Here is a 19,965-nt window from a genome sequence, read left to right as displayed (position 1 = left end):
ACAATTGAAATTTTTGATTTGAATTGCGCCCAATCTTTGCGGGCACGGATTACAAATCCGCGCTATCGGGGTTAGAAAATGATTTAGAGGTTGTTTTGTTAGATCTGTTTTGAAAAAAATCTATAACCTTCCAGAAAATATTAACGACAATTAAATTTTTTGATTTGAATTGCGTCCAATCTTTGCGGGCACGGATTACAAATCCGCGCTATCGGGGTATCAAACAATAGGAAAAAGACATAAAAAGGCATTTGATGATTTATGAAATAAAAATCCTATTTTTGAAAATAGATAAACATTGTCATTTATCAGACATATCGCCCCATTTTAGTGTTGATAAGTCGGATATCGTCAGACATATTTACAAGTTAGCAGAAATCTCAAGGAAAAATCGTAAATTAAACAAAAGACAAGAATGAATACAAAAATCAAATTATTATTGACTTTTTTAGTGATATCTAATATTGTATTTGCCCAAAACGTAGTCAAAATGACTAATAATTATGGAAGTGAAAATTCCGAAATTCAAAATATTATTGACTTTGAAAATATTTACATTGAAAAATTGAATTTTGAAAGCAATGAATTAATTGGGAAATTTATCACGATAAGTATAGACGAATACAAAAATGGAAAATTTAAACAAACATCAATATTATTTGATGGTCCTGAAAGTGATTATTTTAAAATTGGATCCGATAAAGAGTCCTTAAAATTCTTTTTTAAAATGAACGATGGAAAGCTAAAAACATATATAAGAGGACAAAAATTCGGAAGTAAAAAATCATTTTTCAAATTATTCGAAGAATCTGAAAAATATGCTTTGAAAGATTTTTTCGGAAGTAAAACGGAATTAAACTTAGATATTAAAAAGAAGAATCCAGTTTTTGCAATTATTACACCGACAATCCATAAGGATGGTTCAGGCTCATATTGTGAAGTTGCTCAATCAAATATCGAAGCGGAAAAACTTGGTGAACATTTTAATATCCCACATTATTTCATAATCAACATTGAATTTAAATAAAGAGACTTCTGCAAACAACAGTTTGGCAAAATGGCGGTTCAGTGCTAAATTGAAAGTAAGTACTTCTAAATCTGCCACTTCGCAAGCTGCAAAACGTTAGGCATCATTGTACAGCGACACCGTAAACATTGAACCAATAGAAAATGATTGAAAATTTACCTACATATATTTCGCTGGCTTTCGGACTGACAACAGTTGCTACTTTATTACTTTTTATTTGGACAATTAGAAACTCAAATTCTGAACTGACACGAAAAAAAGCAATGCCAATTTTTATCGGTTTGACAATTTGGTTGACAATCCAAGCGGTTTTGACTTTAAAAAACATTTACAACTCTGATGCAAACACTTTTCCTCCAAAAATAATTTTGATTGGAATTTTACCGACTATTTTGACAATTATTTTATTGTTCGTAACCTCAAAAGGTAGACAATTTATTGACAGTTTGCCACTTAAAAACTTGACTTACCTAAACATTGTGAGAATACCAGTTGAAATTATTTTGTTTTGGCTTTTTCTCAACAAAGCAATTCCTGAATTGATGACTTTTGAAGGTCGAAACTTTGACATTCTTGCTGGAATTTCCGCGCCAATTATTGCATATTTTGGCTTGACAAAAACAAAACTGAGCCGACAAACAATTTTACTATGGAATTTTATTTGCCTTGGACTTTTAGTAAATATTGTTGTGAACGCTTTATTTTCAGCACCTTCACCAATTCAAAAATTTGCCTTCGACCAACCAAATATTGCAATTTTAAATTTTCCATTCAGTTGGTTGCCAACATTTATTGTTCCAATCGTTTTATTCGGACATTTAACATCAATCAGACAATTAATAAAATAGAAACTAAAACGAACGGCTAACAGCAGTTTGACAAAAAATGTAACATTGAATCAAAATTTTAGCAAATACTAAAAAAATGAAAAACCTGATTTACGGAATTAGCATCTTATTCCTATTCGTTTCTTGTAAAACAGCCAAAGAAATTCAAAAGACAGATCCGATAAACGATCCAAGCGTATTTATCGGAAATCATAAAGCAAAAGCAATGGTTTTAGGTGTTTTTCATTTTAGCAATTCGCAATTGGACAGTTATAAGCCAAAATTCCCCTTCGACATTCTAGAAAAACAAAGACAATCGGAGTTGGATATCCTTTTGGAGAAAATAGCAGAATACAAACCGACAAAAATATTACTGGAACTGAATCGCATTGAAATGGACAGTCTGACGAATGAAAACTATCAAAGTTATCTTAAAGGTAAATTCCTCATTGACGACAAAACCAATGAAGTTTATCAAATCGGTTTCAAACTTGCAAAAAAATTAAATCATCATCGAGTGTATTGTTCCGACGCAGATGCGAAATGGTTCGGAGTTAATTTAGATTGGGACAATTACGATGCAGAAGCCTATTTAAAATCCAAAGGACAATATGAAAAAACAATCCGATATGATTACGAATCGCTATATAAGCTTCAAGATTCGTTAAAAACAATCCAATCATTGACTAAAACGCTCAATATGCTGAATAATCTAAGAGGCAGACTGAAAGACCATCAAGCCTATCTAACGAACATTTTAGAAGGAGCGGGTGATAACTATTTGGGAGCCGACAATGTGGGCCGCTGGTACAGACGGAATTTGAGAATTTTTTCTAACGCATATGATTTTACGAATTTTAATAAAGAGGAAAGACTTTTATTAATTTATGGTTCAGGACACGTTTGGTTGCTACGGCAATTTTTTAAGGACTCGCCAGATTTTGAGTATATAGAAGCAAACGACTATCTGAAGGATTAAAATCCTCGTCTTTTTATTCTTGGTGTTCTTTGAGGTATTTTTTTGAGTAATCTTTAAAAAAGTTTTGGACAAAAAAAAATCCTCATCAAATTCATGATGAGGATTCTAAAGAAAGGCGACGACATACTCTCCCACATAACTGCAGTACCATCTGCGCAGGCGGGCTTAACTACTCTGTTCGGAATGGGAAGAGGTGAGCCCCGCCGCAATAACCACCTTAAGGTCGTTAGTTGCTTTAGGCAACTTTTGTAATAAAAATTAACAATTGATAATTAATAATTACAATAATATCTTAACACACTGAGATAAAGAAAAAATAATTTTTTAGAAAGTTTCTCCCCCCGACTTGCGTCGGGGGAAAAGGCGTACATAAGCTTACGGATTATTAGTACTACTCGACTATGACATTACTGCCTTTACATCTATAGCCTATCAACGTGGTCATCTCCCACGATCCTTAAAAGAAATCTCATCTTGTGGTGGGTTTCGCGCTTATATGCTTTCAGCGCTTATCCCTTCCAAACGTAGCTACTCTGCGGTGCTCCTGGCGGAACAACAGATACACTAGAGGTTTGTCCAATTCGGTCCTCTCGTACTAGAATCAGATCCACTCAAATTTCTTGCGCCCACAGTAGATAGAGACCGAACTGTCTCACGACGTTCTGAACCCAGCTCGCGTGCCACTTTAATGGGCGAACAGCCCAACCCTTGGGACCTTCTCCAGCCCCAGGATGTGACGAGCCGACATCGAGGTGCCAAACCCCCCCGTCGATATGAGCTCTTGGGGGAGATCAGCCTGTTATCCCCGGCGTACCTTTTATCCTTTGAGCGATGGCCCTTCCATGCGGAACCACCGGATCACTATGCTCTACTTTCGTACCTGATCGACCTGTATGTCTCTCAGTCAAGCTCCCTTATGCCATTGCACTCTACGCACGGTTACCAAGCGTACTGAGGGAACCTTTAGAAGCCTCCGTTACTCTTTTGGAGGCGACCACCCCAGTCAAACTACCCACCAAGCAATGTCCCCCGCAATAACGGGGTTAGGCCTCAGATAAACAAAGGGTTGTATTTCAACAATGACTCCACAACGCCTAGCGACGCCACTTCACAGTCTCCAACCTATCCTACACATCATTTATCCAAGGTCAATACTAAGCTATAGTAAAGGTGCACAGGGTCTTTTCGTCCCACTGCGGGTAAGCGGCATCTTCACCGCTACTACAATTTCACCGAGCTCATGGCTGAGACAGTGTCCAGATCGTTACACCATTCGTGCAGGTCGGAACTTACCCGACAAGGAATTTCGCTACCTTAGGACCGTTATAGTTACGGCCGCCGTTTACTGGGGCTTCAATTCAATGCTTCTCCGAAGATAACATCTCCTCTTAACCTTCCAGCACCGGGCAGGTGTCAGGCCCTATACTTCATCTTACGATTTTGCAGAGCCCTGTGTTTTTGATAAACAGTCGCCTGGACCTCTTCACTGCGGCCAGCATTGCTGCTGGCGACCTTTCTCCCGAAGTTACAGGTCTATTTTGCCTAATTCCTTAGCCATGAATCTCTCGAGCACCTTAGGATTCTCTCCTCAACTACCTGTGTCGGTTTACGGTACTGGTACTAATTACCTGAAGTTTAGAGGTTTTTCTTGGAAGCCCTTAGGCGCACTATCTCTTCAACCGAAGTCTCCGAGTACTATCGTATTTCCCCAAAATCTGTGGATTTGCCTGCAGATCTTATAGGTAGGTACTTCAACGAACTATTCCGTCAGTTCGCGGCGCTTTCATCACTCCGTCACCCCATCACAGTAATTAGTAGTACGGGAATATTAACCCGTTAGCCATCGACTGTCCCTTTCGGGTTCGCCTTAGGACCAGACTAACCCACAGCTGATTAGCATAGCTGTGGAAACCTTAGTTTTTCGGTGTGCGGGTTTCTCGCCCGCATTATCGTTACTTATGCCTACATTTTCTTTTCTAACCAGTCCAGCATGCCTTACGACACACCTTCAACCCTGTTAGAATGCTCCCCTACCACTTAGAGTAAACTCTAAATCCATAGCTTCGGTAATATGTTTATGCCCGATTATTATCCATGCTCGTCCGCTCGACTAGTGAGCTGTTACGCACTCTTTAAATGAATGGCTGCTTCCAAGCCAACATCCTAGCTGTCTGGGCAGACAAACCTCGTTCTTTCAACTTAACATATATTTGGGGACCTTAGCTGATGGTCTGGGTTCTTTCCCTCTCGGACTTGGACCTTAGCACCCAAGCCCTCACTGTTGTGAAACATTATATAGCATTCGGAGTTTGTCAGGAATTGGTAGGCGGTGAAGCCCCCGCATCCAATCAGTAGCTCTACCTCTATATAACTTTATGCACAACGCTGCACCTAAATGCATTTCGGGGAGTACGAGCTATTTCCGAGTTTGATTGGCCTTTCACCCCTACCCACAGGTCATCCGAAGACTTTTCAACGTCAACCGGTTCGGTCCTCCACTGTGTGTTACCACAGCTTCAACCTGCCCATGGGTAGATCACACGGTTTCGCGTCTAACACTACTGACTAAAGCGCCCTATTCAGACTCGCTTTCGCTACGGATCCGTGGCTTAACCACTTATCCTTGCCAGCAACGTTAACTCGTAGGCTCATTATGCAAAAGGCACGCCGTCACCCCACGAAAGGGCTCCGACCGCTTGTAAGCGTATGGTTTCAGGATCTATTTCACTCCGTTATTCACGGTTCTTTTCACCTTTCCCTCACGGTACTGGTTCACTATCGGTCTCTCAGGAGTATTTAGCCTTAGCGGATGGTCCCGCCAAATTCAGACAGGGTTTCACGTGCCCCGCCCTACTCAGGATACCACTATCATTTACACTCATTACCTATACGGGACTATCACCCTCTGTGGTTCTACTTTCCAGTAGATTCTAATTCTTTGTGCAACAAATATCGTGGTCCTACAACCCCAACATTGCCGTAACAACATTGGTTTGGGCTAATCCGCGTTCGCTCGCCACTACTTACGGAATCACTTTTGTTTTCTTCTCCTCCGCCTACTTAGATGTTTCAGTTCAGCGGGTTTGCCCACCTATCGGTGTACTATGTCTTCAACATAGTGGGTTGCCCCATTCAGGTATCTACGGATCAATTCGTGTGTGCCGATCCCCGTAGCTTTTCGCAGCTTATCACGCCTTTCATCGCCTCTGAGAGCCAAGGCATCCCCCATACGCCCTTATTTTGCTTATTGTACCAATCATAAATTAATATGACCGTTTTTTTTTGTTTTTATTATCGCTAATAAAAACGCTTTCTACTTTTTATTATTTTCTTATCTCAATATGTCAATGAACTTTTATCGCACCCAATTAAGGGATTGACCTGTGGAGAATAACGGAGTCGAACCGTTGACCTCCTGCGTGCAAGGCAGGCGCTCTAGCCAGCTGAGCTAATCCCCCATTTTTAAAATGATGATGAATTATGAGTTATGAATTCGCTCATAAATGCTCAACTTCTAAAATTTCCTTTTATTTAAGTTTAAATAGTAGTCCCGGGCAGACTCGAACTGCCGACCCCTACATTATCAGTGTAGTACTCTAACCAGCTGAGCTACGAGACTCTGTTTTTACTTAAATTTATTATTTGAACTAACAGCAGAGTAATATAATCTTTAGAGATGAACCTTTAAAATCTTTCGTCTTCTTTCCCTAACGTGCATTACTGCTAACATATAGGGCTCTAGAAAGGAGGTGTTCCAGCCGCACCTTCCGGTACGGCTACCTTGTTACGACTTAGCCCTAGTTACCAGTTTTACCCTAGGCAGCTCCTTGCGGTCACCGACTTCAGGCACCCCCAGCTTCCATGGCTTGACGGGCGGTGTGTACAAGGCCCGGGAACGTATTCACCGGATCATGGCTGATATCCGATTACTAGCGATTCCAGCTTCACGGAGTCGAGTTGCAGACTCCGATCCGAACTGTGACCGGTTTTATAGATTCGCTCCTGGTCGCCCAGTGGCTGCTCTCTGTACCGGCCATTGTAGCACGTGTGTAGCCCAAGGCGTAAGGGCCGTGATGATTTGACGTCATCCCCACCTTCCTCACAGTTTGCACTGGCAGTCTTGTTAGAGTTCCCGACATGACTCGCTGGCAACTAACAACAGGGGTTGCGCTCGTTATAGGACTTAACCTGACACCTCACGGCACGAGCTGACGACAACCATGCAGCACCTTGTAATTTGTCTTGCGAAAAATCTGTTTCCAAATCGGTCAAACTACATTTAAGCCTTGGTAAGGTTCCTCGCGTATCATCGAATTAAACCACATGCTCCACCGCTTGTGCGGGCCCCCGTCAATTCCTTTGAGTTTCATTCTTGCGAACGTACTCCCCAGGTGGGATACTTATCACTTTCGCTTAGCCACTGAGATTGCTCCCAACAGCTAGTATCCATCGTTTACGGCGTGGACTACCAGGGTATCTAATCCTGTTCGCTACCCACGCTTTCGTCCATCAGCGTCAATATATTAGTAGTAACCTGCCTTCGCAATTGGTATTCCATGTAATCTCTAAGCATTTCACCGCTACACTACATATTCTAGTTACTTCCTAATAATTCAAGTTTAACAGTATCAATGGCCGTTCCACCGTTGAGCGATGGGCTTTCACCACTGACTTATTAAACCGCCTACGGACCCTTTAAACCCAATGATTCCGGATAACGCTTGGATCCTCCGTATTACCGCGGCTGCTGGCACGGAGTTAGCCGATCCTTATTCTTACAGTACCGTCAAGCTGGTTCACGAACCAGGGTTTCTTCCTGTATAAAAGCAGTTTACAATCCATAGGACCGTCATCCTGCACGCGGCATGGCTGGATCAGGCTTGCGCCCATTGTCCAATATTCCTCACTGCTGCCTCCCGTAGGAGTCTGGTCCGTGTCTCAGTACCAGTGTGGGGGATCTCCCTCTCAGGACCCCTACCCATCGTAGCCTTGGTAAGCCGTTACCTTACCAACTAGCTAATGGGACGCATGCTCATCTTTTACCGTTGTGACTTTAATTATAAAATGATGCCATTTAATAATACTATGAGGTATTAATCCAAATTTCTCTGGGCTATCCCTCTGTAAAAGGTAGATTGCATACGCGTTACGCACCCGTGCGCCGGTCTCTGCTTCCGAAGAAGCATACCCCTCGACTTGCATGTGTTAAGCCTGCCGCTAGCGTTCATCCTGAGCCAGGATCAAACTCTTCATCGTATATTTTTATATTATATTGCGACTAAGATTCTATCGGTTATATTCAAATCTTGCGATTCTATTACTCTTTATTCTTTGTTTCGAAATCTCTTTCGAAACGGCTGTCAATTCAATATGTCTAAGAACTTTATCTTTATTTCTGTATCGCTTGTTTCTCAAAGCGGGTGCAAAAATAATGAACTCCTTTTTAACTGGCAAGATTTTTTTGAAGTTTTTTTTTAGAAACTTTCGTTTCCGTTTTCTTCGTTTTTCTTAGCAGTATTTCAAGGAACTTCCGTTGTTTTATCTCACTTAACTCTTATCTAAAGAAGTGTTCGATGAACTTCGTTTGCGGGGTGCAAATGTAACTTTCGTTTTCCAAACTCACAAGCTTTTTTTAATCTTTTTTTTAGAAACTTTCGTTTCTAAATCCGATTGTTTTGCTTGCCAGTGTGTCAGTGAACGTCTTGTTTGTTGCGGGTGCAAAACTACCGCCTTTTTATAGATAAACAATACTTTTCGATCGCATTTTTGCGTTTATTTTGCGTTTATTTTTTAACGCATTGATAACTCACATCTTACTGTTTGGCTATTTTTGGGTTTTCTAAGTATTATCGCAATCAGAATGCGTTTTTGATAAAAACCTCTAAGTCTTAGTGCAATTATTACGTGATTCTCATTAAGAAGAGCTCTTTTTTGATACGCTTTCTTAACTAATCCTCATCTCAATACCTTAAAACAGCAATCAAAGTAAATTCTATTCCTTATATATAATAAGAAACAATAATCCTTCCTTTATATATACTATCCAACTCTTACTTCTCCAGACACCCTTATATAATATGAAACCTACTACCCTAGCCCCAATAGAAATGGAAATCCTTTTATGACGGGGTTCGACATAAAAGATTGAAATGTATAGTGGGATTAAGCTCCTGATAAATTTTACTCTTATATATAGGTCTCATCTAATCTCCAGCTCCCTCCCGCGCTACCTTTTCTCTACTTCATCTCTGATTCAAGCAAAGGCGTAAACTTATAAAACCAGCGCTGAATCGCAGCATGATCCACAAGCACCTCTCTAATTTTCATTATTTCGTCAACATCACGGTAACTAAGTGTAAATCTTAATTTGAAATATACTGCCTGAAGAATTATGTGTTTTGGATTACAATAACCTCTAGTATTCATTTTTTGATCGCTTTAGAATTCTAAAGATAAAAGTTATTGCGAGATGCGACAGAACCGCCAAGATTGCTTTAATAAATTATAGATATCTACAATTGACAGCCAAAAGATATTTTGCATAAACTGGTCCCCAAAATAAAGATGATATTAAAATTATATAAAAAAGAGTGGTTACTAAAATCGAAATTTTTGGGCTACCTAAGAAATCTGGTTGTTGTTTTATAATCTTTTTCGACCTTCCGTTTTTTGTAAAATATAGATAATTAAGTAATAAACAAATAACTCCAATTGCAATCATAAACCATTTCCCCATATTGATGCAAAAAAAATGAATCACTAATAAATTAAAAATAACACTTACAAAAAAGCCTTCTGCAAATCCTAATGCCCAGATAGTAGTCGAATAAGGAGTATCATCTTTTAGATTTTTTTATAAAATAAAAAACTATAATAATAAATAACTTTCATAATAAATTAGTTCGGTTCTGTCGCATCTGTCAGAAACAAATATAAGAATTTAAGTAATTTAAAAATTAGCCTGCCAATTTACAGAATGATTTAAACATAGTTATCCCTAGACTAATCATCTGATTCTTTCTAAACATATGAACAACTTCAATTCCACTCAAGGTTCGTTTGGGCGATTCAAAACTTTTAAAGCCTAATGCATTTTGTATGCGCCAATTGATAAAACGATGATCCTGTTCTACAATATTGTAGAGATATTTTCACTGTCTGATTCTAATCTTTGAGAACGAACGTTTGTTATATACTTTGTAATCTCCAGCTCCCTCTCACTCTACCTTTTCTCTTCTTCCTCTCTGACTCAAGCAAAGGTGTAAACTTATAAACCCAGCGCTGAATCGTAGCATGATCCACAAGCACTCATCTAATTTTCATTATTTCGTCAACATCACGGTAACTAAGTGTAAATCTTAATTTGAAATATACTACCTAAAGAATTATGTATTTGGGATAACAATGACCTCTAGTAGTCATTTTTTGATCGCTTTAGAATTCTAAAGATAAAAGTTATTCCCAGATGTGACAGAACTCTTTTCTCCGCAGATTCAATTAAGAATCTAAAAAGTAAAAACAGAGGAGGAAGTTGGAGTTAGACCTTTTCGAAAATAATCATCTGTAAAAGTTTGTCCTGAATTATTATCCCAATTAACATACGTTTTATCTTCAAATTCACATCTTACGAAATTATGATCAGGAACTTCAACCATATTTATTGGAAAATTCAGTACTTCTCCAATTGACATATATAAAATTGCACCTAAATCACAATCAATACCATAAAAGTACGAAGAAGCATTTTGCTTAACAAACTCATCTCGATATCCAGGTTTATTATTATCTATTGATTAAAGTCTACAGAAAAGCTTCTAAATAATTTCAGTCCCCGAAAATAAACAAGATGTAAATAAAGTTCAAATGCAATTAATAATATGAAGAAAAAAATTAGCACTTTTAGCTTTCTGTGACAAAATAGTGATTCATTAGTTTTTGAAAGACCTAAAAAATGTAGTATCCCAAAGGGTAAAAAAAGTTTGGCTTCGAATCTTAGCTCCTATTGTACCTAAAATCCATGAGCTACAGTAAGCAGTGGCTTGCTAACTTCTGACTCCAAATTACACAGAATTTTATTACTTATTTTTTTCACAAGTAATCGAAACTCCTTACTTGCGACTTGATATCGGATGTAAACCGATATGTCCAATACAAAAGGTAAAACTACTTTAATTTTTAATCTCAACTACCAAATTAAGTTGCATTTCATCAGCAAAAAAAGTATTTCATCGGTATTTCACCCACAAGAACAAAGACACTAACTACTTGACAAATAAATACTCAATAAAAAATAAGTATGTTTTTAATATTTATTTTCTATAAAAAAGTTCAATTCAAGAAACTGGGTGTTTATTTTTTATTCTTTTATCTAAAAATTGTCATTTCAACGACTTTTTATGTTATTGAAAGAAAAAAAACAATAACAAAAATAGAGTATATAAATTTAATTCTGTTAAAAAGATACATATTTCATAAATTTTAAATTAAAAGACTATGAAAACAAAAACTACGCTACTTCCACAGACTTTTTAATTCTACCATTTTCGACAATAGACTGTTATTCACAAACAAATCCAAGGGTTAGCTTAGGTGAATCAATAGGTTTTAAATATTCAGGTTGTCCTTCAAAAGACATAACAATCCCATATTTTTTATTAAAAAATTAATTACTGGTTTATTTAAATAATACAGATTATGAAAAAAATTACTTTTATTCCGTTTTTAGCTTTTTTGGTATTGTTGTTTTCTACAATAGTTAGTCATTCTCAAAATACTAATATTACATTCGATAATACTAGCGCTTCATTAACAACAACTCCAGCTTGTTCATTTAATCAATGTAATGCTCAAGATGTAAATTTTGAAGATGTTTATTTAGGTGATAATGTTGGGAATGTAGCTACTTTGGCTTATATTTCAAATCCTGTAAATGGATTATATATCTGGGTCACGATTGCATCTAATAGTTCCAAATATGATTTGTTATTTCAATTTGACTATCTAGTTGGGGGAGTTCGAAAAATTTCGATAACACTAATTTTGTTGGTGCTACAACAGATAGGTTAACTATTAAAATTAGAGGGAGTATAATTACAGCCGGTTTAAAATGAGATAGCTATATTTGGATACGTTAAAGGTTGCCCAATCGCTCATATATACACAACGAGAGTACGGAAAATCTTTCCGTGCTGGTTCCTATATTAATAAAAACTGGATTTTCTTTTTTTAAATTTGTTAAAATATACTTTGCGGGCAAGGATTACAAATCCGCACGGTCGGGTATAGAAAAACAAAAAGAGACAGTATTATGGCTGAAATTGAACAACAAAAACTAAAAAAGTATTTCAAAAAAAATGTTACTAATTTGTTATAACTGCATGAAAAAAATATTACTAATATTATTTGCCTTACTGCCTTTAATTAGTTTCTCCCAAAATAGTGAAGCTTTGAGAAAACAAGCCATGCAGTTTTACAATGAAGGAAAATTTAATGAATCTCTTAAAACATTTGATAAAATAAAAGATAAGGAACTTTTACAAAATACCAATATTGGTGTTTGGAAAGAGCATATTACTTCGATTCTCAATCATAAATTTTCGGAGAAATATAGTATATCGGATAAAGATACCTTGAACATTAAAGTTAGAGTACAAACGGTAAATATTGTATCTGAAGGTGTTTTTAATAGAAAGACAAATACTTATGTGATTGCACCTATTTACGATTGGATTTTAGCTTTGTGCGATGATAAATTTAATTTTTATGTGGTCATTAAAAATAATCAGCAAGCACTTCTTGATAAAACTGGAAAAATTGTAATACCATTTAAAAATCAGAAAATTACAACCAGCGAAGATTATTTTACTTATCACAACGGTTTGCAGGGGGCGTTAGAATATTTTATCGTAACCGATTTGGACAAAAATTCAAAAACTAAGGAAACCATTGGCATTTATGATTTAAACTGTAAACTGATTTTTGAGTGTTCTTCGGCTATACTGTATAGAAATAACCTGCTATTGGCTAAAAAAGATGGTAAATGGAAATTTATCAATTTAAAAAACAATGAAGTTTTAGTTGATTCTATTGATTCTTATGAAGAAATGTATCCGAATTATGCTGAAGAAAAGGAATCACAATATTTTATTTTACACATCGGCAATCACCTTTCTATTTACCGTCCGCAAACGAACCAATTGATCAAGGATGTTTTTGATTCTTATACAAAAGAAAGTCAGGATGAGAATATTTTGTCAGAGATTATTTTTTGTAAAGAAAATTTTGTCGAACCTAAAGAAGTTCCTTTAAAAAATAAAAATAAATATTTAATTGTAAAAAAAGACAACAAAGCGGGGGTTTATAACTTTAGCAAATTTGAGTATTATACAGAACCTGTTTATGATTCGATTTCGAATATGGGAAATACATTTTTAAAAGGTAAGGACTCGAATCTTTTCTTTCCAGAGCCTGTTGTAGGACAAAAAGAATTTTCGAAATACTATATTTTCATTACAAAAAGTAAAAATAAATTTGGTGCCAGGCTATTGGATGGGAAAAAGCTATTAAATAACGATTATGATGAAATTAAAAGTTTTAGCAGTAACAGTTATTACAAAGATGTACTGTTTTATAGGATAAAAAACAAATGGGGATTTACCATTTTGAATAATAAAAAAATAGAACAACCAAAGTATGATTTTGTATGTACTGATAATGCTAAAGCTCGGGATTTACTTATAGCAACTTATCACAACAAAAAAAAGACCCTTTATAAATTAAATGGTGAATTATACCGCGATTCAAAGGACAATAACCCAAAAGAATATGTATCAAGCCAAAATCCGTTTGATGGACAGAATGATAGTTACACAGATCGACAATTATTTAAACAAAATAATAAATATGGTATTGCGGATGTTGATGGTAATGAAGTTCTAAAGGCTCAATACTCGTATATAGTTCGTGCTAATAAAAATATTTTTTTAGCTGGAAATGATATAAAAGATTCTAAATCGCTTGAAGGTTTGTTGGATATTAATGGAAAAGAAGTTTTACCCATAAAATATGAAAGTATTACTATTTATCCGAGTCCAAACTATAGCGAAAAAAGAGAAGAATCCCTTGTCTTTCAAGTAAAAAATAAAGATAATAATTATGGTCTGTATAATAGCAAAGGACAAAGCATTTACCCTTTTATAATTCAGGATATATTAGAAAGATTGGTTATCCGAAATGATTCCATAAAAACATACTATTATATTATTTCTGAAAAAGTAAATCATCAAAACATTACCTATTTTGATAATGGGAGACAAATTTATAATTACAAAATATCCTTGTTGAAAATACAGGGAGACACACTTACCAAGGTATTGGATAATTGCAATAATATCCGAACTGATATCCACAATATTATTCTTGGTTATCAGGATAAATTAGGTCGATACGGATTATACAATCTTCAAAACGGAAAGGATTCGGGAGCAATATTGGCACGTTATACTCATCCACAGCATGATCAAAAATTTATTTTGGCAAACACTGCCGATGAAAAACAGGTGTTTTTTGATACAGATTTTAATATGCATCAAATTCCATATCCAATAGTTTCATATAAAAATAAATTTTTCATCTATAAAGATAAAGATCTCTACGGAGCTATTAACGATAAATTGGAAATTGCCAAGTTCAAGTATCCAGTAGTAGATTATTATTATCAAAATGATAAAGAAAGAAATCAAGTTTCTGAAAGTCAAAAGATAATTTTTAGTTTATTTAAGTTTAAGACCGATGCCAAAAGCGATAAATACGGTATAGTCAACTTTGACGGAAAAGTTTTAATGCCAGCAGACAACAAATATGATGAAATCATTTTTCCATTTGAAAATCATAATAGTGTTTGGTGCAACAAAGCAAAAAGAGATGTTATTTTAGAATATGTCAACAAAATATTCATTTGCAAAACCAAAGACAAAGTAGATATTATTGGCCCAGAAAGCAAAAAAATAGTTTCGTTTATAGTGCCTGCCAATTGGAAATTTGATTTTAGTGATATAACCGTTAATCATCATTTGATAATTAGGGACGGTAACACCATTAAACTGCTGAATTTAAAAACGCAAAAAATAGATTTAGAAACTATAGCAACAAAATTTAGTGACGACATTGACGGAGGTTATTCAGATAGGCAATATGACGATAAAAATCATAGTGTGAAAATGATTAAATATAGTAAATATGGTCGTTTGATTTTTGAAGATTCAAAAACAATGGAGCATTATGATCGTAATTACGATCCTTTTTTACGCACTACACTTTTTATGGTTAAAAGGAATAATAAATATGGGGTAATTGATGCAAACGAAAGTATAGTAATACCCTTTGTAAATGATAGCTTATATACGCCGGACAATATCAATTTCATTGCTAAAAGAGGTACTAAATATGGAGTGCTTACTAATAAAAATCAGATGCTTCATGAATTTGTTTATGATAATATTAAAAATATTGATTTTAATAAAGGGTATGCGAATCAACAAAAGGTATTGGTAGTTACAAAAAACAAGAAAAAAGGAATCTTAGATTTTCTGAGTGGTCGCGTAATAATTCCGATAGAACAAGATGATTTAAATTTTACAGAAGGAATCCAAGGTCGAAAGAATAAAACACGCACAATGTATGGAAGCTATGGAGAAAAACAATTTTCGATTGAATGCGATACATTGTATAGAGAAAAAAATCTTCCTTATTGGTGCTATACCTTTATAAAAGATGGAAAAAAGGGACGAATTGATTATTATGGAAACCTAATTGATAATGACCGTAATCCGTATGAAATTACTCCTGAAAATCAGGAAAATGATAAAACAAAATCGGAAAATAATAAAGACTATGATGATTATAAAATCCTTGAAAGGACAAATTTCGCTATCGTTTCCAAAGAACAAAAACAAGGAGTGGTAGATTTATCAAATTTCATAATTATTTCACTTATTTATGATGATATCAGATATATAGAGAAGGGATATTTTGAATGTAAACAAGGTAAAAAAGTAGTATTGGTGACACCACAAAATAAAGTGTTTTACGAAATAAAGAATAACGACAATAATTAAAATTATGAAAACAACTCTATTCTGTACCGTTAAACCCGATCGCTCAGATATGCGCAACGATAGCGCGGAAATTCTTTCCGTGCCCGTTCCTATATTAATAAAAACTAGATTTTTTTTAATCTGTTGAGATATACTTTGTGGGCACGGATTACAAATCCGCGCGATCGGGATTTTAGCTTTTAAATTTCAGTATCACATTACGTTTTTAGTTCTATTTTTCAACCGCCGGGACTACTTTGCTATCAACCACATTATATGTAATTAAAGTTGCAGTATCGCCACCTTTGTCGTTCCATACACATTCTTCAGAATTCCAATAAAGAAAATGTATAAGATGTTTGTCTTTGTAATGTTTTTCTTTTTTATATTTTCCCTTCCCTGTATATAACCTGACGAATTCGCCTGGGTTTACTTCAAGGTCTGGAAAAATAAAAATATGTCGAAATTCATTGGAAACTTTGCCTTCATCACTAAATGTCTTATCTATTAGTGCATATCCTTTTAAATTAATTTTTGTTGAAGTTTTGAATCTAATAATCTCACTTTCAGGATTGTTTGAATTATTCACGCTGTAAATTTTTAAGCTCATTTTTTCGGTTTTTAGTTAAGAAATAGCCACTTTAGGCTATTTATATGTGTTTCATGCAAGATTTGGTAAAGCCATTACTATGGTTTCTTTATAAATATCTTTCAATCAGTTTGTAGTTATCTTCATCTAATATATATTCGCTTATTGATTCTTTAAATATAATTTCGGTTTCATCAATTTTTTGAATATATTTCTTTAATTCATCAATTTCATCAAAGGTAAATCCGTACTTCAACATCCAAATTTCAGTATCGTCATTTGTACCATATTTTATATAATTACTCAATACAATTGCCCTATTATCTCTTGTCTTCTGATAATATAAAATAAACACACTAGAAACAGGATCTTTTATTGATAACGATAAAACTTTGTCAATATAATCGTATGTGTCATAAACAACTTTATCAAAATCAACATCATCTAGATGCGTATTGTTCGAAAATAATGGAACTCCCTTTTTAAAATTAATATCAGGCAAAGTGTTTGCTATACAAGAATATCGAACTTGTTTTTCTTTTAGTAATTTTCGATATTCCTTTAACGATATTTCTTTGTTAATAAGTTGCTTACGAGATTTTCTTCGAAAATCCTTCTCTGAAAGAAATGCATATCTTAAAGAAATAATTTCTGCGAATGATTTTCCTTGTATCAACCATAGCAAAACAGGAATTGAGGTGCTTAGTACATTTTTTTCACCCATTGTCAAATCTTGTCTTCGCAAGTGAACTTTATAAATATTTTCAAATGATTTTTTTACTTTTTTCCTTTTGGATTCCTTTAGATGATAATATTCTTTAACTGTTAAAGGTTTTGATTCTGCATTTAAAAAATTATCTAAAATGAATTTAATATCTTCTTCAATATTTGAATTGTTTATTCTTTCAATTTGTGTTTCCGTTAAATGCAGTTCAGTATTAAAAGTATCATTTCTAATTGCATCAACTATATCAGCAAAGTCTTCATTGTTACTATTAGTTTCTATGTCAAGATCTGATGTTTCTGACAAAGAAGACTCCTTATTTAATCTTGAAATAAAAAGTTTTTTATTCTTTTTTTCGATCACAACATATCCATAATCAAAGGAATTATTTTCCAATGTAGTCCTGCCTGCTCTACCTATTAAATTTTTCAGATTTAAAGTTTTCTGATCTTCATTACCATTAAATGTGAAGTTGTTAATCCAAACAAGATCAAAAGGCATATTAATTCCTTGTATTAAAGTGGAGGTTGAAAAGCAAATTTTTGCGTGCTTGTTGTTTACAAAATCCTCAATTATTAATCTTGCTTTTAAAGGAATTGAACCATGATGTATAACAATCCCTTTCTTCATCAAATAAATTAATAATGATTTTTTTTCGTTATCATTTTTTGTTCCAAAAAACTCTTCTAATTTGTTAATGTAAGTTAAGGCTTCTGCATTCTGTATATCTTCACACAGATCGACATATTCAGAATATGTATCCATAAAACTACCATCATAGATTTTAGATTTTGATATAAAAATTAAAGCAGTTCCATTTTTTAGGATAATTTCTTTAATGATATTGCCATCAACATTCTTTCCTCCAATTTTATCTTCAAAAGGTGAAAAATATTTAAATTTATTTTTAAAATGTTCTATATAGATTTTTCCAACTGTTTTTTGATTATATGTCTCGTAGTCAGTATTATTTTCAATATTATGTTTTAAAAACTGAGCTTCTGGATTTATTACAAAAGGATGCGTAAAAACCTTCTTGACATTATTTAATTTTTTATCAACTCTCCGAACAAAAGAATCAAATTTCATTCCTCTAATTCCTTCTTCTGAAATTTGAGCTTCATCTAATAAAATTAATTCAATATTTAATTTATCTAAATTCTTAAATAACTCTTCTCCTCTTTCTGGAGTAATTATAAAAATCCGATTTTTTGTTCGTTTTGTATTTACTATTTCAATAAATGCTAAGACAAGGGTTTCTTTTGATACAAGCTTCTTGACTTTAATTAAATATTCGGAAAGCAATGCTCTTGAAGGAATTACAATAATAATATCACCGCGAGATTCTTTGATAATTTCTTGAAACAGAAAAGATTTTCCTGCACTCGTTGGAGCCGAGAAAGAAAAGTTTGTAAACCTTTTAATTGAATTATATGCATCAGCTTGGACAGGTGTAAAATTATGCCCAGTATCTTCTAATATTGCCTGCGCATAAGAATTATAGATTGCTTCAAAAAATGAATTTGGTTCATCAGTCTTGTAAAATAGTCCCATTAAAAACATCAATTTTGATTCGTATTTTTTGAAAGAATCTGGTTGAAGTTTTTTAAAATAGGATAGTGTTTCTAAATGATTTTGGTCAACAGGACCGTTTTTATGAAAATCATATAAAATTTCATCAATAATCTCTATCTTGAAATTTGTATTAAAAAAATGTTCATTGATCATATCTCAACTGCTATTAGGTAAAGTTCTTTGTGCTTTATTACTTCTTTTACTATATCTGAGTTTAAGGCATTATTAAATATTGTCAGAACATTATTTCCATTAAATGAAAAAGCGGCAGTGTAGCCCTTATGTCCATTAGCAATGTGAGTAATAGTGTCATTTTCCAAAAATGGTTTCAACCATAACAATTCAGCATGATCGCGGTCATTAATGAAAAGACCGATTTGATCTAAAGCTTTAGCCCTAGGTGTTCCTTCCATACTAAACTTTGCTTCTCCAAAAATTAAATATTTATTTGAACTTATTGAATGAAAATCAAACCCAGGATTACCAGATATTTTTTCTTTTAACAATTCTGCCAATGGTATTTTAGTATGAGTAAATTCTATTTCTAATGCACTTTGCGCAGCATAGGATACAATATATTCCCCAATATCAACAGTAAGACTGGTTGTTACTTTAGCGATAATATCATTTACTATCTTATCGATAGTTTTTGTTGCATTTGCTTTAAATGCCATTTTCGATAATTCATCAAGTGCATTAATCCAGCTTGTATCGGTAATAGTTTTTTGAAATTCTTGAATAATTGGTTTAAAATTACTAATCTGTATATGTATGCAATTAATTTCGCAAGAAGAAACTGATGATAAGTCAGGATATTTTTTTTTATCAATTACGTTTATTTTCATATATCAGTTAAGTTTGAACGAAGATATAGTTCTTCATAGATAATATTTTACGGTTTTCCATAAGTAGGACAAAAGTCAACTATATTTCGAATAAATAACTTAGTAAAAACACCTGATTTAAATATGTTTTATGAAAAATTATATGATAAAATAAAACTCATATTGAATTACAAAATGATTTTAACAAATTAAGTTAATTAGATAAAATTTTTAACGGTTTAAGTCTAGCCTTGGTAACTCTATAGCAAACCCGCTCTCCGAATAGTTCTTATGAAAAGCTGTCCGAATGTCTTTGGACTTCGCAA

The 19,965-nt window shown here is 34.2% G+C and carries 10 protein-coding genes, 2 tRNA genes, 3 rRNA genes and 1 pseudogene; 5 read left to right on the top strand and 11 right to left on the bottom strand.

What is annotated here, in order from left to right:
• Positions 1 to 415 precede the first annotated feature (415 nt).
• The 3 genes from EAG11_RS05715 to EAG11_RS05705 all read left to right on the top strand — a co-directional run bounded on the left by EAG11_RS05715 (position 416) and on the right by EAG11_RS05705 (position 2,833).
• A complete protein-coding gene (locus EAG11_RS05715; protein ID WP_129538309.1) occupies positions 416 to 1,027 on the top strand; it encodes a hypothetical protein in 612 nt (203 codons plus the stop codon).
• A 143-nt stretch (positions 1,028 to 1,170) separates the two neighbouring features.
• Positions 1,171 to 1,875 (top strand): hypothetical protein, encoded by a 705-nt coding sequence (locus EAG11_RS05710; RefSeq protein ID WP_129538308.1) that lies wholly within the window; start codon positions 1,171 to 1,173, stop codon positions 1,873 to 1,875.
• Positions 1,876 to 1,951: 76 nt separating this feature from the next.
• The gene (locus EAG11_RS05705) at positions 1,952 to 2,833 is read left to right on the top strand and encodes a DUF5694 domain-containing protein (RefSeq protein WP_129538307.1); all 882 of its coding nucleotides are present in this window, start codon (positions 1,952 to 1,954) and stop codon (positions 2,831 to 2,833) included.
• A gap of 110 nt (positions 2,834 to 2,943) precedes the next feature.
• Here the strand turns inward: EAG11_RS05705 and rrf are convergent.
• The 8 genes and pseudogenes from rrf to EAG11_RS05665 all read right to left on the bottom strand — a co-directional run bounded on the left by rrf (position 2,944) and on the right by EAG11_RS05665 (position 10,524).
• Positions 2,944 to 3,053: ribosomal RNA gene (rrf, locus tag EAG11_RS05700) — 5S ribosomal RNA — on the bottom strand.
• A gap of 145 nt (positions 3,054 to 3,198) precedes the next feature.
• Positions 3,199 to 6,083, bottom strand: a 23S ribosomal RNA gene (locus tag EAG11_RS05695).
• A 134-nt stretch (positions 6,084 to 6,217) separates the two neighbouring features.
• Positions 6,218 to 6,291, bottom strand: a tRNA-Ala gene (locus tag EAG11_RS05690).
• A gap of 87 nt (positions 6,292 to 6,378) precedes the next feature.
• Positions 6,379 to 6,452, bottom strand: a tRNA-Ile gene (locus tag EAG11_RS05685).
• Between the two features lie 123 nt (positions 6,453 to 6,575).
• Positions 6,576 to 8,089: ribosomal RNA gene (locus EAG11_RS05680) — 16S ribosomal RNA — on the bottom strand.
• Together the 16S, 23S and 5S rRNA genes with 2 tRNA genes alongside form the textbook arrangement of a ribosomal RNA operon.
• 981 nt (positions 8,090 to 9,070) lie before the next feature.
• Entirely contained in the window at positions 9,071 to 9,259 is a 189-nt protein-coding gene (locus EAG11_RS05675; protein ID WP_129538306.1) for an IS6 family transposase, read from the bottom strand.
• Between the two features lie 581 nt (positions 9,260 to 9,840).
• A pseudogene (locus EAG11_RS22750) lies at positions 9,841 to 9,984 on the bottom strand (DDE-type integrase/transposase/recombinase); the annotation flags it as partial.
• Positions 9,985 to 10,338: 354 nt separating this feature from the next.
• Positions 10,339 to 10,524, bottom strand: coding sequence for a hypothetical protein (locus EAG11_RS05665; RefSeq protein ID WP_129538305.1), 186 nt, complete (start codon positions 10,522 to 10,524; stop codon positions 10,339 to 10,341).
• 1,003 nt (positions 10,525 to 11,527) lie between these two features.
• Here EAG11_RS05665 and EAG11_RS05660 point away from each other — a divergent pair.
• Positions 11,528 to 11,899, top strand: a complete 372-nt coding sequence (locus EAG11_RS05660; RefSeq protein ID WP_129538304.1) for a hypothetical protein — start codon at positions 11,528 to 11,530, stop codon at positions 11,897 to 11,899.
• Positions 11,900 to 12,210: 311 nt separating this feature from the next.
• The gene (locus EAG11_RS05655; protein WP_164998661.1) at positions 12,211 to 15,948 is read left to right on the top strand and encodes a WG repeat-containing protein; all 3,738 of its coding nucleotides are present in this window, start codon (positions 12,211 to 12,213) and stop codon (positions 15,946 to 15,948) included.
• Between the two features lie 211 nt (positions 15,949 to 16,159).
• Here EAG11_RS05655 and EAG11_RS05650 read toward each other — a convergent pair whose 3' ends face one another.
• The 3 genes from EAG11_RS05650 to EAG11_RS05640 form a co-directional block, all read right to left on the bottom strand.
• Positions 16,160 to 16,537, bottom strand: coding sequence for a hypothetical protein (locus EAG11_RS05650; protein ID WP_129538302.1), 378 nt, complete (start codon positions 16,535 to 16,537; stop codon positions 16,160 to 16,162).
• Positions 16,538 to 16,625: 88 nt separating this feature from the next.
• Positions 16,626 to 18,968: a DEAD/DEAH box helicase gene (locus tag EAG11_RS05645; protein WP_129538301.1), complete on the bottom strand. Its 2,343-nt coding sequence runs from the start codon at positions 18,966 to 18,968 to the stop codon at positions 16,626 to 16,628.
• On the bottom strand, positions 18,965 to 19,660 hold the full coding sequence (locus EAG11_RS05640) for a hypothetical protein (RefSeq protein WP_129538300.1): 696 nt from the start codon (positions 19,658 to 19,660) through the stop codon (positions 18,965 to 18,967). The genes EAG11_RS05645 and EAG11_RS05640 overlap by 4 nt, the downstream gene beginning before the upstream one ends.
• Positions 19,661 to 19,965: the final 305 nt, after the last annotated feature.

Source organism: Flavobacterium sp. 140616W15 (assembly GCF_003668995.1).
In the GTDB taxonomy this organism is placed as follows: Bacteria; Bacteroidota; Bacteroidia; order Flavobacteriales; family Flavobacteriaceae; genus Flavobacterium.
This window is presented reverse-complemented; position numbering and strand designations above follow the sequence as displayed.

Bases quoted from the DNA above. Each gene is read 5' to 3' on its own strand.
- EAG11_RS05715 (WP_129538309.1), top strand. From the start codon at position 416: ATGAATACAAAAATCAAATTATTATTGACTTTTTTAGTGATATCTAAT.
- EAG11_RS05710 (WP_129538308.1), top strand. From the start codon at position 1,171: ATGATTGAAAATTTACCTACATATATTTCGCTGGCTTTCGGACTGACA.
- EAG11_RS05705 (WP_129538307.1), top strand. From the start codon at position 1,952: ATGAAAAACCTGATTTACGGAATTAGCATCTTATTCCTATTCGTTTCT.
- EAG11_RS05675 (WP_129538306.1), bottom strand. From the start codon at position 9,259: ATGAATACTAGAGGTTATTGTAATCCAAAACACATAATTCTTCAGGCA.
- EAG11_RS05665 (WP_129538305.1), bottom strand. From the start codon at position 10,524: ATGTCAATTGGAGAAGTACTGAATTTTCCAATAAATATGGTTGAAGTT.
- EAG11_RS05660 (WP_129538304.1), top strand. From the start codon at position 11,528: ATGAAAAAAATTACTTTTATTCCGTTTTTAGCTTTTTTGGTATTGTTG.
- EAG11_RS05655 (WP_164998661.1), top strand. From the start codon at position 12,211: ATGAAAAAAATATTACTAATATTATTTGCCTTACTGCCTTTAATTAGT.
- EAG11_RS05650 (WP_129538302.1), bottom strand. From the start codon at position 16,537: ATGAGCTTAAAAATTTACAGCGTGAATAATTCAAACAATCCTGAAAGT.
- EAG11_RS05645 (WP_129538301.1), bottom strand. From the start codon at position 18,968: ATGATCAATGAACATTTTTTTAATACAAATTTCAAGATAGAGATTATT.
- EAG11_RS05640 (WP_129538300.1), bottom strand. From the start codon at position 19,660: ATGAAAATAAACGTAATTGATAAAAAAAAATATCCTGACTTATCATCA.